Origin of the sequence: Streptomyces sp. AC558_RSS880 (assembly GCF_019049255.1) — a bacterium.
Taxonomy (GTDB): Bacteria; Actinomycetota; Actinomycetes; order Streptomycetales; family Streptomycetaceae; genus Streptomyces.
The window spans coordinates 45,951-60,848 of record NZ_JAGMUJ010000019.1 but is presented as its reverse complement, the minus strand read 5'-3'; the positions used below and the strand labels follow the sequence as shown (position 1 = coordinate 60,848).

The 14,898-nt window shown below is 72.4% G+C and carries 15 protein-coding genes and 1 pseudogene; 5 read left to right on the top strand and 11 right to left on the bottom strand.

The features are described 5' to 3' along the window. Positions 1–33: 33 nt before the first annotated feature. The 6 genes from KUM38_RS07440 to KUM38_RS07415 form a co-directional block, all read right to left on the bottom strand. The gene (locus tag KUM38_RS07440; protein WP_217128476.1) at positions 34–693 is read right to left on the bottom strand and encodes a peptidoglycan recognition family protein; all 660 of its coding nucleotides are present in this window, start codon (positions 691–693) and stop codon (positions 34–36) included. A gap of 102 nt (positions 694–795) precedes the next feature. Continuing rightward, the gene (locus KUM38_RS07435; protein ID WP_217128475.1) at positions 796–1,680 is read right to left on the bottom strand and encodes a lysozyme; all 885 of its coding nucleotides are present in this window, start codon (positions 1,678–1,680) and stop codon (positions 796–798) included. A gap of 225 nt (positions 1,681–1,905) precedes the next feature. Further along, a complete protein-coding gene (locus tag KUM38_RS07430; RefSeq protein WP_217128474.1) occupies positions 1,906–2,328 on the bottom strand; it encodes a thioesterase family protein in 423 nt (140 codons plus the stop codon). A 62-nt stretch (positions 2,329–2,390) separates the two neighbouring features. Then, the gene (locus KUM38_RS07425; RefSeq protein WP_217128473.1) at positions 2,391–3,023 is read right to left on the bottom strand and encodes a hypothetical protein; all 633 of its coding nucleotides are present in this window, start codon (positions 3,021–3,023) and stop codon (positions 2,391–2,393) included. Then, positions 3,020–3,226, bottom strand: coding sequence for a DUF397 domain-containing protein (locus KUM38_RS07420; protein ID WP_217128525.1), 207 nt, complete (start codon positions 3,224–3,226; stop codon positions 3,020–3,022). Before KUM38_RS07420 ends, KUM38_RS07425 begins: the two co-directional genes overlap by 4 nt. Then, positions 3,226–4,053 (bottom strand): helix-turn-helix transcriptional regulator, encoded by an 828-nt coding sequence (locus KUM38_RS07415; RefSeq protein WP_217128472.1) that lies wholly within the window; start codon positions 4,051–4,053, stop codon positions 3,226–3,228. The genes KUM38_RS07420 and KUM38_RS07415 overlap by 1 nt, the downstream gene beginning before the upstream one ends. Before the next feature lie 158 nt (positions 4,054–4,211). Between KUM38_RS07415 and KUM38_RS07410 the strand changes: the two genes are divergently transcribed. Further along, positions 4,212–4,634, top strand: coding sequence for an ATP-binding protein (locus tag KUM38_RS07410; protein ID WP_217128471.1), 423 nt, complete (start codon positions 4,212–4,214; stop codon positions 4,632–4,634). 46 nt (positions 4,635–4,680) lie between these two features. Here the strand turns inward: KUM38_RS07410 and KUM38_RS07405 are convergent, their stop codons facing one another. After that, positions 4,681–5,574, bottom strand: a complete 894-nt coding sequence (locus tag KUM38_RS07405; protein ID WP_217128524.1) for an MBL fold metallo-hydrolase — start codon at positions 5,572–5,574, stop codon at positions 4,681–4,683. 280 nt (positions 5,575–5,854) lie between these two features. Between KUM38_RS07405 and KUM38_RS07400 the strand changes: the two genes are divergently transcribed. Next, positions 5,855–6,724: a helix-turn-helix domain-containing protein gene (locus KUM38_RS07400; protein ID WP_217128470.1), complete on the top strand. Its 870-nt coding sequence runs from the start codon at positions 5,855–5,857 to the stop codon at positions 6,722–6,724. Between the two features lie 26 nt (positions 6,725–6,750). Here KUM38_RS07400 and KUM38_RS07395 read toward each other — a convergent pair whose 3' ends face one another. Both KUM38_RS07395 and KUM38_RS07390 read right to left on the bottom strand, forming a co-directional pair. Continuing rightward, on the bottom strand, positions 6,751–10,272 hold the full coding sequence (locus KUM38_RS07395; protein WP_217128469.1) for a serine/threonine-protein kinase: 3,522 nt from the start codon (positions 10,270–10,272) through the stop codon (positions 6,751–6,753). Positions 10,273–10,318: 46 nt separating this feature from the next. Further along, complete coding sequence (locus tag KUM38_RS07390) at positions 10,319–11,206, bottom strand: serine/threonine-protein kinase (protein ID WP_217128468.1); 888 nt, start codon at positions 11,204–11,206, stop codon at positions 10,319–10,321. Positions 11,207–11,364: 158 nt separating this feature from the next. Between KUM38_RS07390 and KUM38_RS07385 the strand changes: the two genes are divergently transcribed. Both KUM38_RS07385 and KUM38_RS07380 read left to right on the top strand, forming a co-directional pair. Then, positions 11,365–11,691: a helix-turn-helix domain-containing protein gene (locus KUM38_RS07385; RefSeq protein ID WP_217128467.1), complete on the top strand. Its 327-nt coding sequence runs from the start codon at positions 11,365–11,367 to the stop codon at positions 11,689–11,691. A 44-nt stretch (positions 11,692–11,735) separates the two neighbouring features. After that, positions 11,736–12,437: a hypothetical protein gene (locus KUM38_RS07380; RefSeq protein ID WP_217128466.1), complete on the top strand. Its 702-nt coding sequence runs from the start codon at positions 11,736–11,738 to the stop codon at positions 12,435–12,437. Between the two features lie 77 nt (positions 12,438–12,514). Here the strand turns inward: KUM38_RS07380 and KUM38_RS07375 are convergent, their stop codons facing one another. Continuing rightward, positions 12,515–13,408 carry a helix-turn-helix transcriptional regulator gene (locus tag KUM38_RS07375; protein WP_217128465.1) on the bottom strand — a complete coding sequence of 298 codons (894 nt, stop codon included), beginning with the start codon at positions 13,406–13,408 and terminating at the stop codon, positions 12,515–12,517. A gap of 141 nt (positions 13,409–13,549) precedes the next feature. Between KUM38_RS07375 and KUM38_RS07370 the strand changes: the two genes are divergently transcribed. Next, a complete protein-coding gene (locus KUM38_RS07370; protein ID WP_217128464.1) occupies positions 13,550–14,455 on the top strand; it encodes an oxidoreductase in 906 nt (301 codons plus the stop codon). Positions 14,456–14,540: 85 nt separating this feature from the next. Here the strand turns inward: KUM38_RS07370 and KUM38_RS07365 are convergent. Next, positions 14,541–14,855 (bottom strand): annotated as a pseudogene (locus KUM38_RS07365) (hypothetical protein); the annotation flags it as partial. Positions 14,856–14,898 lie beyond the last annotated feature (43 nt).

Sequence of the window (14,898 nt, the reverse complement as noted above, 5' to 3'; positions counted from 1 at the left end):
GGGCGCGCCGCCGCATCCGAATTCCGCCGCCGGTCAGGCCGTCCGGGCCGCCGCCACCTCCTCCCGCAGCCGGGGCAGCATGTCGTGGTACACGCCCGGGCAGAGGGTCTCGCCGTAGTCCTTGTGGCCGTAGAGCTGCGCGGACGGGATGCCGTACCGCGCGCACACGTACGCGCACAGGATCACCAGGACGTCCCACTGGGCGGCGGGCGGCACCGCGCCCGCGTGGTACGCGCCCTCGCACGCGATGCCGATGGCCTGGTCGTTCTGCCCGGAGGTGTGGGAGCCGAGGACGAAGGTCCGGCCGCCGGTGAGCGCCCGGAGGCTGCCGTGCCGGCCCTCGGTGATCCAGCCGCCCCGGCTGACCAGGAAGTGGTAGCCGGTGTCGACCCAGCCGTTCTTGTCCAGGTGCAGGTCCTGCACCCAGTGGGCGTGGGCGTGCGCCTGGGCGCGGGAGAAGTCGGTGGAGTTGGTGCTCACCGTGTGGTGGATGACGATCCGGCTCGGCCGGTACTGGAGGAGGCTGATGGTCCCCTGCGGGGAGCGGGCGCCCCAGGCCGTGGTGGAGTCGATGTCCGGTTCGATCACGTCGGCGTCTCGCGCGTGCGCCGCGCCCGGCAGGGCGGTGGCGGCGGCCAGACCGGCCGCACCGGAGAGCAACAGACGGCGCCGGAGGGCGTTCTCGGGATGCACGGTCACTCCTCGTGGAGGGGAGCGGGCGGGGGAGGCGGTGGAGCCGGCGACGGACGGCCGCCGCTCCACCGCGTGATCGTGTACGCGCCGGGGCCTACGCCGTCACGTGTTGTTGGCGAGCGCCAGCAGCCGGTCGCGGGAGCCGTTGAACTGGTTGCGGTCCACGTTGCCGGAGACACCGGAGACCGAACCGGTGCTGGTGTACTGCCACACCGTCCAGGTGGGGAATCCGCTGGGGATGGTCGGGGACGCCGCAGAGGTCCAGTGCGCCACCCACAGCGGGCTCTTGCTGTACATGCCGGTCCAGTTGCCGGTGCAGGTGTTCCACCAGCTCGCCGTCGTGTAGATGACGACGTCACGGCTCGTGCGCGACTTGTACGTGTTGTAGAAGTCGTTGATCCAGCTGCGCATCTGCGTGGTGGACAGGCCGTAGCACATCGCCCCGTACGGGTTGTGCTCGATGTCCAGGACGCCGGGCAGGGTGAGGTTGTCGCGCGACCAGCCGCCGCCGCTGTTGACGAAGTGGTTCGCCTGGGTGGCGCCGCTGGAGGCGTTGGGGAGCGCGAAGTGGTACGCGCCGCGGATCACGCCGGCGCGGTAGGCGGCGGGATAGTTGGTGTTGAAGCTCGGGTCCTTGTAGGTGGTGCCCTCGGTCGCCTTCATCCAGGCGAACTGGATGCCGGAGTTCCGCACCGAGGTCCAGTTGATGGCGCCCTGCCAGTGCGAGACGTCGACGCCCTGGACGCCGTCGGTGGGGGCCAGGGCGACCGACGACGACGCCCCGGCGGGGGCGCCTTCGTGGATGCGGGTGCCCACACCCATGTACGCCTCGCCGGGTTCCACGTGGACACGGTCCCGGTCGGGCTCCGGTGCGGCGGTCGCGCCGCCGGCGGTGGTGGCCGTCAGCGCGAGGGCGGCACCGAGGACGCCGAGCGCCGTGGCCATCCGTCTGCGGGGGCCGGTTAAGGGGCGGGGGAGAGAGAACATGGGCTGCCTCCTGACACATGTGGGGATGAGCGAAGGAGGTGACGTCGGCCGCTGCCACCTGGGCAGATCTAGCTGTTTGACGTGCGCGCGTCATTAGTTACGCACGTAGACTCCGCGGGTGTAAAGGGCTTCCGGTTCCCTCTGGTGGTCTGGTCCACTGTAGGAGCGGATGGCCAGGAAACTCGGGATTCGCGCGGCGGAAACTTTCAGCGCGTGAAACCTCGGCTACAGCCCGAACAGGCCCGGGTCCTTCGCCAGGTCCCGGAAGACCTCCTGCGGATTCGGCACGAGCTTGCGCTGCTTGAGGTCCAGCAGGCCGCCGACGGCTGTGATCTCGGCGGCCACGGTGCCGTCCGCCTTGGTGATCGTCTGCTCGATGGTGAAGACCTTGCCGCCGCCCCAGGTGAAGGCGCAGCTCACGTCGGCCTCGTCACCGGCGAGCAGCTCCCGCTTGTAGCGGATGGTGGTCTCCAGCGCGACCGGTCCCACACCCTGGGAGATGAGACCGGACTGGCTGATCCCGGCCTCCTGGAGCAGCGACCAGCGCGCGTGCTCCGCGTAGTTGAGGTAGACGGCCTGGTTGAGGTGGCCCTGGACGTCGGTCTCGTATCCGCGCACGGTCACCCGTACGGAGAACGGCTCGCTCACTGCGTCTGTCCCCTTCACACCTGCTCGGTTCGTCGTCCGACCCACCGATCCTGACATGCCCCTCACACCCGGCGCGGCGAGGCCAGCAGATAGCGCGCCCGCGTCCTCGGCTCCGTGTACTCCCCGACCTGCCAGCCGGCCCCCTCCAGCGTGGCCGCACAGGCCCGCAGCGCCTCGCCGTCCGGCTCGTACACGGCGACCGCCTCCGGCTGCGGGGTCTCCCGCACCCGGTAACCGCCCTCGCCGTCGGTGGCCGGGCGATGTCCGGCGGCCTCCAGGGCCAGCGCGGCGGCCTGCACCAGATGCGAGCGTTCCCAGCCGCACGGCCGGTCCGTCGCACCGTCGGGATTGGTCATCCTGCGCAGCTCCAGCATGCCCTGCCAGGCGCCGCGCACCTCCCGGAGCCGGGCGGGGCCCGACTCCGGCGCGGGGTGTTCGCCGCCGACGCGCGCGGCGAACACCCCGGTCGCGGCCGGTGCCTTCACCGGCTCGGGCGCCGCCTCCGCCTCCGCCTCACGCGCCCGATGCCCCGCCGGGGTCAGGAAATGATCGTGCGGCGGCCTCGGATGCCGGAACGCGAGCCCGCGCTTCACCAGCGCGGCGAGCTGCGTCGGCGTGCCGCCGGTGAGCCGCCCGGTGTCGGGATCGGCGGCGTCGACGAGGCGGCGCTGCGCGGCGGTGAGCGGTCGGGTCATCGGCGTCCGGAGGCGTAGGGGAGGAAGGCGGTCCACTGGTGGGGGGCGAAGGTCAGGCGGGGGCCCTGTATGCGCTTCGAGTCCCGTACGTGGATGGTTGCGGGGGCGAAGGCGACCTCGACGCACTCGGGGCCGTCAGCAGTGCTGTAGCTGCTCTTGAACCACTCCAGTGGGCGGCCGTGCTCCGTGGAGGGGTTGGTCATCATGTCTCTCCCAACAGTTTCTCGATGAAGGCGAGCGACTCACGAGGGGTGAGAGCTTGGGCTCGGATAACGCCGTAGCGGACCTCGCAGATCTGAATCTCCTTGACGTGCGAGATCAACCGACTCGTGAGCTGCACTTCGTTGTGAGCCACCGTAACCCCCTCCTTGAGCCGTAGAAGTTGGAATGATCCGTCGATACCGGCGTGGTCCTCGCGGTCGGTGGGCATCACTTGGATCTCCACGTTCCGTCGGTGACCGACCTCCAACAGGTGTTCGAGCTGCTTGCGCATCACCATTCTGCCCCCGAGCGGACGGCGCAACGTCACCTCGTCCTGGACGAAGTTGAAGACCGGCGCGGGCTGCTGGTCGAAGATCTTCTGGCGTGCCAGGCGTCCCTCGACGAGCTCGTCCACCTGCTCCTCGGAGAACGGGGGTCGCCGCATGACGTAGAGAGCTCTCGCGTACTCCTCCGTCTGGAGCAGGCCGTGTACGACCGAGTTGGCGTAGGCGCACAGCTCGACCGCCTCCGACTCCAGTTTCGCGTGGTCCCGCACCTTCTTGGGGAACCGCGCCTTCGCCACATCGTTCTTCAGCCCCGAGATCAGCCCACCTGCCTCAAGCACCCGATCCGCCGCCTCGAGGAACTCCTCCATCGGTGCCCTGCGTCCGCGTTCCACGGAGGACACCTGCTCCTCGCTGTACCCGATGTGCGATCCGAGACCGGCCTGGGTCATGCCCTCCCGTTCCCGGCACATCTTGATGACCCGTCCCACGGTCCGCAGAACGGCCGCCGACTCCTCGTCCGCGCCGTAGGGTTCCACGCTCATGCCCCCACCACCTCCATGTGTCGCCCATGCTCAACCCGCCGTGGGTGCGGGGCGTCACGCGTCGCGACCCGGACAGAGCCGGACAACGGCCGTACGGTGACGCCGCGTACCGCTGACGCCGCTACCCGGAGTGCGTCCGACCGGCCACGCTCAGTGACATGAACGTCGATTTCACCATCCGGCTCTCGGCCACCCCCAGGGGCGCACGCCTCGCCCGTCACCTCGCGGCCGAACAACTCGCCACGTGGGGCTGGCCGTACGACACCGACGTCAACCGGACGGCGGCTCTGCTGGTGGCCGAACTGGCCGCGAACGCGGCGGTGCACGGACACGTGCGCGGCCGTGACTTCCAGCTCGGCCTGATCTTGCGCCCGGCGGACGCCACGCTCCGTATCGAGCTCACGGACGCCCGCCCGGACCGGCGGCCACCGGCACCCGGCACGCTCGACCCAGCCGCGCCCGAGCAGGAGTCCGGCCGCGGTCTGCTCCTCGTCGAGGCCCTGTCGACGCACTGGGGAACCACCGGTGGCGACCCGTACCGCAAAACGGTCTGGTGCGAAGTCGCCCTGGGCTCAGCGTGAGGACGTCGAGAGTCGTGCTGGACATGGGGTTCCGTCGAGCCGGTGGTCAGGTGCGGGAGAAGGGCGCCCAGCCGGAGATCTCGAACCCGGCGCCCTCGCGCCGGATCTCGAAGGCGCCGTGGCCGGGCAGGTGGGCGGGCAGCACGAGGGCGTTGTGGTCGGCCGCGTAGGCGTACATCCGTGCCCGACTGGCGCGGGCGGCGTCCTCGTCCTCCTCGAAGCAGCTGTTGAGGTGGGGCTCGTGGACCTGGATCGCGCCGTGCATCAGGTCGCCGGCGAAGACCGCGCGGTCGCCTCCGGACTCGAGGTGGATGATCGAGGAACCCGGAGTGTGCCCGGGGGCCGGTTCGAGCCGGAGGTTGGCGTCGATGACGTAGGAGTCGTCCCAGGTCCTGACGAGCCCGGCGTCGATCACCGGGTCGACGCTGTCCTCGTAGACGTTCTGGTTCCCCCGGCCGAACACGGTGTTGTGCAGGTTCTCCGGACGCCAGTACTCGACGTCGGGCCGCGGCATGAGGTACGTCGCGTTGGGGAAGGTGGGCACCCAGTCGCGTCCGTCGAGCCGGGTGTTCCAGCCGACGTGGTCGTCGTGCAGATGGGTGTTGACGACGAGGTCGACGTCCTCCGGCTCGATGCCGGCCGCGGCGAGGTTCTCCAGGTAGTTCGTGTTCAGGTACGACCAGATCGGCTGCAGCGGACGGTACTTGCCGTTGCCCGCACCGGTGTCGATCAGGATGACCCTGCCTTCGCTGCGCAGCGCCCAGGACTGGGTGGCGACGCGCGTCAGGTCGGTGCGGGCGTCCCAGTGGTCCGGGTCCAGCAGTGCGGCGTGGCGCTGCCATTCCTCCGGCTTGCTGCCGGGGAAGAACACGTCGGTCGTCATCGGCGAGATGTCCGAGAACTCGATGACGCGGGTGATCTCGACGTCCCCCAGTTTCATCGTGGTGACGTGGGACGCCGTGGAGACGGTCGCCTCCGTGGGCGAAAGCGGCGCGGGCGGGGTGGTGGGCATGTGTCTACCTCGTTCGGGTGTGACGCGCAGGGCCGGTCCGCGATGCGTTCGGCGGCGTCGTGGACGGCGGGTGGGACGGATGCGGAAGGCTTGCGCCGTGATCCGTGCGATCGACTCTGAAGGCCCCGGGCCCAGGTGACCAGACCCGCTCCTGCCTACCCCTGACAGGTTCAGGCGACGGACACGGCCGCCGCGCATACTTGCCGCCATGGACCGCAGATCACCGCTCGGTGAGTTCCTGATGGCGCGGCGGGCACGACTGGGCCCGGACGACGTCGGCCTGCCCCGGTACGGGGACCGGCGCCGGGTGCCCGGGCTGCGCCGGGAGGAACTCGCGATGCTCGCGGGGGTCAGCGCCGGCTACTACACCCGGCTCGAACAGGGCCAGTCGCTCAACGCCTCGGCCGAGGCCCTCGACGCGATCGCGACCGCCCTGCGACTGACCACGGCCGAGCGGGAACACCTGCACGTCCTGTCGACGACGGCGAGTCACCGGACCGGACCGGTGACGCCTCCCGAGGAGCACGCCTCCGCCGATCTGCGTACGCTGCTGGCCGCCATGGGCCACGTGCCCGCACTCGTCGTGGGCCGCCACAACGACGTGCTGGCCTGGAACAGGGCCGGGCACGCCCTGCTCGCCGGGCACCTGGAACCCGCCTCGCCCGACGACCCGGACACCCGGCCCAACCTGTCCCGGCTGGTCTTCCTGGACGCGCACACCCGCGCCCTCTACCGTGACTGGCCCGCCAAGGCCCGTGCCGTGGTCGGCAACCTGCGCGTCCTGACGGCCCGCAACCCCGATGACGGCTGCCTCGCCGCGCTGGTCGGCGAACTGGCGATCCACAGCACCGAGTTCGCCTCGCTGTGGGCCGAACACACCGTCGAGCCCTGCGGTCGCGACGTCTACGACCTGGCCCATCCGGTCGTCGGGGACCTGACCGTCACGCAACAGACGTTCCACGTCCCGCAGGAACCGCACCAGTCCCTCGTCACCTTCACCGTGGAGCCCGGATCCGCCTCCTCCGCGGCGCTGACGGTGCTGCAACAGGCATGCGGCATCGGCAAGGGGAGCGGGTGAGACGAACTCGGCGGGAGCCGCGCGACCTACCCGCGCCGGAACGCGGCGAGAGCCTGCCGGGCGCGCGCGGACCAGGCCGGCACCAGCGCCGGCACCAGGACGGCCAGATGGGCCTCCATCTCACGAATCGTGCGTTCGGCCCCATCGTCGTCGCCCCGGAACGTCTGCCAGGACGCCAGTGCCACATGCGCGTGGGACCAGCGCTCCAGATGTCCCGTCCGCCCCCGGTCCAGCACGAGGACCCGCCCATGGGCCACGGCCAGCCGGAACCCGCGCTCGGCCGCACCGTCACGGGCACACCGCATCGCGGTGACGCCCGACACGAGCGCCGTCTCCACGCACGTCTCGTACACCGCGTCCCGCGGATGCCTCTCCGCCAGCCACAGGAGACTGCCGCACAGGTCCTCCAGGGCCTGCGACACCTGGTCCGGCTCCATGAAGGCCGACGAGCCCGACGCCAGCTCGTCACGCTCCCGTGCCAGATCGGCGAGCAGCCGGTCCAGGTGCCGCGGCTTCACGTCCCGTACCCTCGCCAGGTCGGCGAGCCGGGCGTCCAGGCCCTCGAGCAGCATCGTGTGGGGGTCGGCGCCCAGCGAGGCCGCCGTGTCCGCGGCCTGCCGGGGGAGCAGCCGCAGCCACGGATACGTGGTCCGCTCGGCGAAGTGCCGGCGCATCGTCTCCATCTCGCGGACCGCGCCGTCCAGGTCCCCGGACCGCTGGAGCGCCACGGACAGGGCTCCCCGCAGCCGGGCCGCCTCGTCCACGAGGTCGGCGCGTCCGGCGTCGATCAGGCTCCGGTACTCCCGCAGCGCCTGGTGCGCGGGGGCCTGGGCCTCGGTGACACGGCCGAGCCGGAGCAGCGCGTTGACCCGGCGCTGACGGGCGTCCACGACATCGTGCAGGGACACCTCGCCGCGTTCGAACAGGGACTCCACCGCCGTGGTGATCTCGTCGACCGCCGCCAGCGCCTCCTCGTGCCGGTTCAGGTTGCCCAGCGCGGCGTTGAGGGTCTGCAGACACTGCACACGGACCTGCTCCTCCCGCGGCTCGGCCGGAGTGCCCAGCGCCTCGAGCGCGAGCCGTACTTCGCGGCACGCCGCCTCGGGCTCTCCCGACCTGCGCAGCAGCACGGCCCGCCCGTTGTGGATCAGCACCGTGACCAGCCGACTGTCCGAGCCCGTGGCGGACTTCGCCCCCAGCGCGCGCTCGGCCTCGTCGAACTCCCGGGCCGCGGCCGCCCCGTCACCCGCGTCGATGAGGGCTTCGGCGAGTTTGCGCCGGGCGTCGGCCCGTTCGGCGGCCCAGGCGCCCCGGCCGTCCGTGTCACCGAGCCGGTCCCACACCTCGACGGCCCGCCGGGCGAGGGTGACGGCGGTGGCCGGGTCCTCGAGCGCCCGTACGAGGGTCGACTCGTGGTCATGGGCCTGCGCCAGGTAACGGACGTACTCCAGCCGGCCGTCGCGCAGCACGGCGTCCTCCAGCAGGGAGCGGGCCGACCGGTACGCGGCGAGCGCCTCCTGCGGCCGTCCGGCGTGCTCGTCGCCCAGGGCGGACAGCAGCAGGGCCCGGCCCATGTCCCCGGCGACATCGTGCCGGCCCCGCTCGTTCACCAGTGGCTCGTACAGCTCGACCGCCGCGCGGGCGTGGGCGGCGGCGTCCCGTCTGCCGTGCGCGGTGACCGCCCGGTTGAGGCGCAGCCCGGCCCGGACGGCGTCGAGATCGGCGCGGCCCGGCGCGGCGGCGGCCTCGAGCAGTGCGTCGGCCCGCTCCCACGCGGCGGCGGCCTCGTCGGCCCGCCCCGTCTTCTCCAGCGCCGCGGCCCGGCCGGCCAGCGCCAGGGCCAGCCCTTCGTCCTTGCCGGCGACGGTCATGGCGTCGATGGTCTGTTCGAGGAGTGGGAGTCGCTCGTGCGGGTCGTCGATGGCGTTGGCCTTCGTCCCGAGAGCCATACCCCGGACGCGGGCCGCCTCGGCCGGGTCCGACAGCGCGGCCGCCTCGTCGAGGACCTGGTCGCAGATCACCACCGATTCGCCGGCGGAGCCCGACAGCCGCAGCACGATGGATAGCGAGTGCAGGACCGCGAGCCGCAGTGACAGACCGTACTCCTGGTCCGGTCCCGTCAGCCCCTCCAGCGCCCGGGCGCTCGACCGGTACGCGTCGACGGCTCCGGGCAGGTCGTTGAGGCTGTGCCGGACCCGTCCCGACTCGGCGGTGACCCGCGCCCGCAGCAGCCGCACCGACTCGTCGGGGTCCCGCACCGTGTCGAGGGTCCGGGCCGCCTCGGTGAGCGCCCGCAGGTCCTCCATGGCCTGCGAGGCCCGGCTGCCGTGGCCGCTCGGCCAGAACCGCACCGCTTCCCCCGGGTCCCGGCCGGCGGCCTCGTAGGCGGCGCCGAGAAGTTCCCGGGGGTCCTGCCACGCGGCCCCGCCGAGCAGCCGGCGCTCGAAACCACCCTTGAGGGAGGGCCGCGGCAGGGCGGGTGGCGGGTCACCGGGCAGCGGGATCCCGCACTCCCGGACGGCGGTCCGCACCAGGCTGTCCGCCGCCTCCCGCAGGGACTCGGGGCGCTCCCGCGGATCCGTCCGGAAGCAGGCCCGCAGCAGCGCCGCCACCCCGTCCGGCATGGCGACCGGCCCGGTCGCGCCGTCCCGCTGCTCCTCCAGATACGCCTCCAGCGCGGCACCGGCGAGCGTCCCCGAGGGCCAGGTGCGGCCGCCGGTGAACATCTCCAGCACGGTGACGGCCCAGCTCCACAGGTCGGCCGGCCGTCCCAGCGGGCGGCCCTCGGCCTGCTCCGGGGAGGCGTAACCGGGAGTGATCCCCTCCGCCACCGCGCTCGGCGGCGGCGCCTCCTCCGCCCGGGCCTCCGCCAGTGTCTGCCGCAGCACGGTCCTGAGCATCTCGCTGGTCTCGGCGTCGATGCCGTCGCCCTCCCGGGTCAGGAAGCCGAGGGCGAACTCCTGGCCGATGACGTCCTTGGCGTCCCGCTCACCGCCCGTCGCCAGCCCGAAGTCGGTGATGCGCGCGCCGCCGCCCTCGGTGAGCAGGACGTTGCCGGGTTTGATGTCGAGATGGAGCAGCCCGTGGGCATGCGCGGCGTCCAGCCCCCAGGCCGCCTCCACGGCGATGCGCAGCACGGTGTGCAGGCGTTCCCGAGCGGTGCCGGCGTACAGCCGTCCGTCCGCGATCCAGTCCGCCAGGGAACCTCCGGCGACGTACTCGCTGAACACCGCCAACTGGGTGCCGACGGTACGGGTGAAGTGGCAGGGGGTGATGTGCGGATGGGGCGGCAGTCCGATCCAGCGCTGCGCCTCGGTGAGGAACCGCCCCTGCTCCACGGGGTCGTCCCGGTGCACCCGCTTCACCGCGTACCGGTCTCCGGTGCGCCGGCTCACCGCGAGGACGACCTCGCCGAAACCGCCGTGACCGAGGGCGCGTTCGACGACGAACTCGCCCAGCACCGTCGATCCGGCCGGCCAGAAAGCGCCGTCCCCCGTCCGATCCGGATCTCCGGACGACGGCCAGGAGCGAGAGCTGTGCGCCGGCATGTGGGGGTCCTTCCGGGAGGAGAGCGGGGGAGGTGAGGGGAGCGCGTTACACCGCCTCCAGCGCCGACCGGAGTGCGGTCGCCGTGGGGAAGCGGATGCGCGGGGTGTCGGTCAGGGCCTCGTCGACCAGGCGGGCCAGGCGCGGCGGCACGTCCGGCGCCCGCTCGGACAGGGGCACGGGCGCGCTGTGCCAGGCGGTCAGCCAGGGGTCGCGGTCCGGCGGGAAGTCGCGCGGGGTGCGGCCGCCGCTCAGCACGAAGTACAGGGACGCCGCGACCGCCCAGACGTCCACGTCGGGCTGCGCGTACTTGAAGTTGACGACCTGCTGCCGGGGCATGAAGGCCGGTGTCCCCGCCGACGCGCCCGTACGGGTCAGTCCGCTCGCCCCGGCCAGCTCGTACGACTTGGCCAGACCGAAGTCCGCGATCTTCACCCGGGGTGCCGAGGGATCACCCGTCAGCAGCAGGTTGTGCGGCTTGATGTCACGGTGGACCACGCCCGTGACCCGGACCGGCCCGCCCCCGGCGTCCACGGTCTCCAGGGGTGCCGTGTGCGCGTGGTGCAGACCGTCGAGCACGTCGAGGAACAGGGCGACGGCCGCGTCCGGACCGAGCGGTCGCCCGTGACGCACCCGCTGCTCCAGGCTGCCGCCCTCGCACAGCTCCATCACCAGGAAGTACCGCCCGTCCGCGTATCCGCAGGCATGGGTGCGCACCACATGGGGGTGGACCAGGGCCTCGGCCGTGCGCAGTTCCCGCAGGACCCGCGGATCCCCGCCGGGATGCGAGGAGGCGTCCCCGCGCAGCACCTTCACGGCACACCGCTCGCCGCTCTCCCGGTCCACGGCGCCGTACACGGTGCCCATTCCGCCCCGGCCCAGCCGTGGGCCGATCACCCAACGGCCCAGGACCGGCGGTCGGCTTCGGGTGTCCATCGGCGCTCTCCCCGTGTCCGCGCGGATCGGAACCGGCAATGTGATCCACGTCGCTCTCGTATAGTAGGGGGACACACCTGAACCGGGACGGTTTGTGCGGAAGGCCGACCAACAGGGTGATGCGGTCGGGTAGTTGCACCGCTCCAAGGAGGATCGAAATGCCCAGTGACCACTCCGCGGATCCGTTCAGCACGTTCCTCAACGCGACGAACCGTCAGGTCTCCGTCGGGCACCGGTCGGCCGGACCCGGCCGCTCCACGGACGCCCTGCCGCCCCTCGCGACCCTGGTGCTCCGCGCCCTGCACGGCAGGCCGCGCACACCGGTCGGGGAGCTGCGGGCCGAACTCGGGCTCACCACGCTCCAGATCGCGGAGGCGGTGGCGGTGCTCCAGCGGCTGGAACTGGTCGAGGTGACTCCCACCGACGCCGACGAGGCGGTACAACTCAGCGATGCCGGGCGGGACTTCCTCGAAGGGGCTCGCTAGACCGGAACGGGTGTGCGGGGAAGCGACAGTCGGGAGGGCACCAGGTGCAGGGATTCGTCGCGGCGGGCGTGCTGGGAGCGCTGGTGGGCACGGCCGAACTGATGTCGCGCTACCGCGACCGTCCGTCGGCCCTGCTGGGCGTCGCCAGCGCGTGGTTCTACGTCCTGCTCAACGTGGCGGCGAGCACCGGCGTGCTGTGGCTCATCCGGGCGTTCGACTGGCGCTTCGGGTCCACGTCCCCCGACCAGACGGCGGCCCTCCAGGTGCTCGTCGCCGGACTGGCCGCGCTGGCCCTGTTCCGCAGCTCGCTCTTCAACGTCCGCATCGGTGACCAGGAGGTCGGCGTCGGTCCCAACCTCATCCTCGCGATGCTGCTGGGCGTGGCCGACCGGGGTGTGGACCGGGTGCGCGCCAAGGACCGCTCCCAGCAGGTCACCCGCATCATGCGCGGGGTGCGGTTCGAGCGCGCCCGGATCGCCCTGCCCGCCTTCTGCCTGGCCCTGCTGCAGAACCTGCCCGAGCAGGAACAGCGGGATCTCGCGACCGCCGTGGAGTCGCTGGCCGCGAGCGAGATGACGGACACGCAGAAGTCGTACGCGCTCGGCCTGCTGCTGATCAACATCGTCGGCCCGGATGTCCTGGAGGGCGCGGTGACGGCGCTGGGGGAGGAGATCGGGGCACCGGTCCCGTCCCCCGGACGGCAGCAGGCACCGGGCCGCCCCGACGCGGATCCGCTCACCGTCTGACGGCGCCGTTCAGCCGCCGGTGACGTACGGCGGAAAGGCGGCCCATCGCTTGGGGCCGAAGGCCGGACGGGAGCCGTTCATGTGCTTCGAGTCCCGTATGCGGACGGTGTCGCCCTCGCGTTCGCGCGGGTCGCGTGCAGCGACGCCAGGAGCCGCAGCCGGTCCGCGTCGGCGCTGCCCGGCTCGGCGGTGAAGACCAGCATGAACGGGCCGGGGCGGCCGGGCAGCGGATAGGTGTCCCAGTCCAGGACGACGTCGCCGACCTCGGGGAGCCGGAAGGTCTTGGTTCCGCTGACCGACGCGCGTACGTCGTGCCGGGCCCACAGCCGCCGGAACTCGGCGCTGCGGATGCTCAGCTCGCCGATGATCGCCGTGGCGCGCGGGTGGGTGGGGTCGGTGGCGACGGCGGCGCGCATCATGCCGATGTACTCCAGGGCCTGCCGCTCCCAGTCCGGGCAGGTCCGCTCGCCGGTCCGCGTGTCGTCGAACAGCAGCAGGAGCATGTTGAGCCGGTCGGGCGGGTAGCTGTCCGGGCTGCCGAGCAGCGCCTCCGCCATCGGGTTCCAGGCGAGCAGGTCGAGGTGCCGGCCGAGCACGACCGCCGGGGTGTCCATCACCCGCAGCAGCCGTCGGGTGCTGTCCGGCACCCTCTCCGGACCACGGTCCGCCCGGGCGGGCACCGGCCGGCGGGCGGCGCGGGCCAGGGTGAACAGGTGCCGGCGTTCCTCGTCGTCGAGGCCGAGCGCGCCGGCGAGCGCGTCCAGGACGTCGTCGGACGGGCGTACCTCCCGGCCCTGCTCCATCCGCTGGTAGTAGTCGGTGCTCAGCCCGGCCAGCAGGGCCAGCTCCTCGCGCCGCAGTCCGGTGACCTTGCGCCGGCCACCCGGCTCCAGGCCGACGTCACGGGGGTGCAGCCGGTCGCGCCGGGCGCGCAGGAAGTCACCGAGCTCACGGGCGTACGGATGGGTCATGCCCCAAGTGTGTCTCCTCGCCGTGCGCCCAAGGTAGGTCCCGCAGACCTAGGGAACCGGGAACGACCGAACCGCCCCGCACCGCTCCTAGCGTCGGCGGTCCACCCCACCGACACCCGTCGACACCCCCAGGAGCAGCAGATGGCCGGATGGACCGCCGACCGCATTCCCGACCAGACCGGCCGGACCGCCGTCGTGACCGGCGCGAACTCGGGCCTCGGCCTGGTCACCGCCACCGAGCTGGCCCGCCACGGCGCCCATGTCGTGCTCGCCGTCCGCAACACCGCCGCCGGTGAGGAGGCCGCCCGCCGCATCGGCGGTGATGTGGAGGTGCGCGAGCTGGACCTGGCCTCCCTCGACTCCGTCCGCGCGTTCGCCGCGAAGCTGGCCGCCGACCACCCGGCGCTCGACCTGCTGGTCAACAACGCCGGTCTGGTGCTGCTCGGCCCGCGCCGCACCACCGCCGACGGCTTCGAACTGCACCTCGGCACCAACCTGCTGGGGCACTTCGCGCTGACCGGCCTGCTGCTGGACCGGCTGGCAGCGGCGAGTGAACCCCGGGTGGTCAACCTCAGCTCGATCACCCACAAGAACGCGCACCTCGACTTCGACGACCTGATGTCCGAGCGTGACTACCGGGCCGCCTCCGCCTACGGCCGGTCCAAGCTCGCCACCACGGTCTTCGGCGTCGAGCTGGACCGCCGGCTGCGCGCCGCCGGATCACCGGTCGTCAGCGCGCTGGCCCACCCCGGCCTCACCCGCACCAACCTCACCCCGCGCGCCTGGGAGCACCGTGGCCGGTCCGGGCAGCTGATCGCGCGGCTCGGCCTGCTGGTCACCCAGTCGGTGGAGCAGGGCACGCTGCCGCAGTTGCGCGCCGCGACCGACCCCGGTGTGCGGGGCGGCCAGTTCTTCGGGCCGTCCGGGTTCTTCGAGACGCGTGGCCGGGTCACCGAGGCCCGGCTCAGCCGCGAGGCGGCCGATCCGGCCGTCGGCGAGCGGCTCTGGGCGGCGGCCGAAGAACTGACGGGCGTCAGCTACCTGTGAGCCGTTGCCGGCCGGGGAGGGCCGCGAGCCGGTGACCCGCCTCGACATCCGCCAGGTGTCCCGCGGACGACCCCACCGCGTACGGCTCCGGCGGCTCGTGGGGCGCCCACCAGCTGAGCAGGCCCCAGATGCCGAGCGCGAGCGCACCTGCCGCGATCAGGGCCGCGAGCCACGGGCGGCGCAGGGTGCGCAGGACGAGCAGCCAGGCGGCGAGCGGGACGAGCGCGCCGCCGGCGGCGATGAGCGGGAGGTCGACGTAGAGGACGCTCAGGTCCCGGTACATGCCCTCGAAGCCGCCGTGGATGCTGCCCCGCGCCTTCGGCGCCCAGGCGAGCACCGCCGCGACGGCCCCCACGGCCGCCAGGAGGATGCCCGCACAGCCCTGTTTCTCTTCTCGCATGCCTTGATCCGACGTGATCATCCCGTCGGTGGTTCCTGGTCCT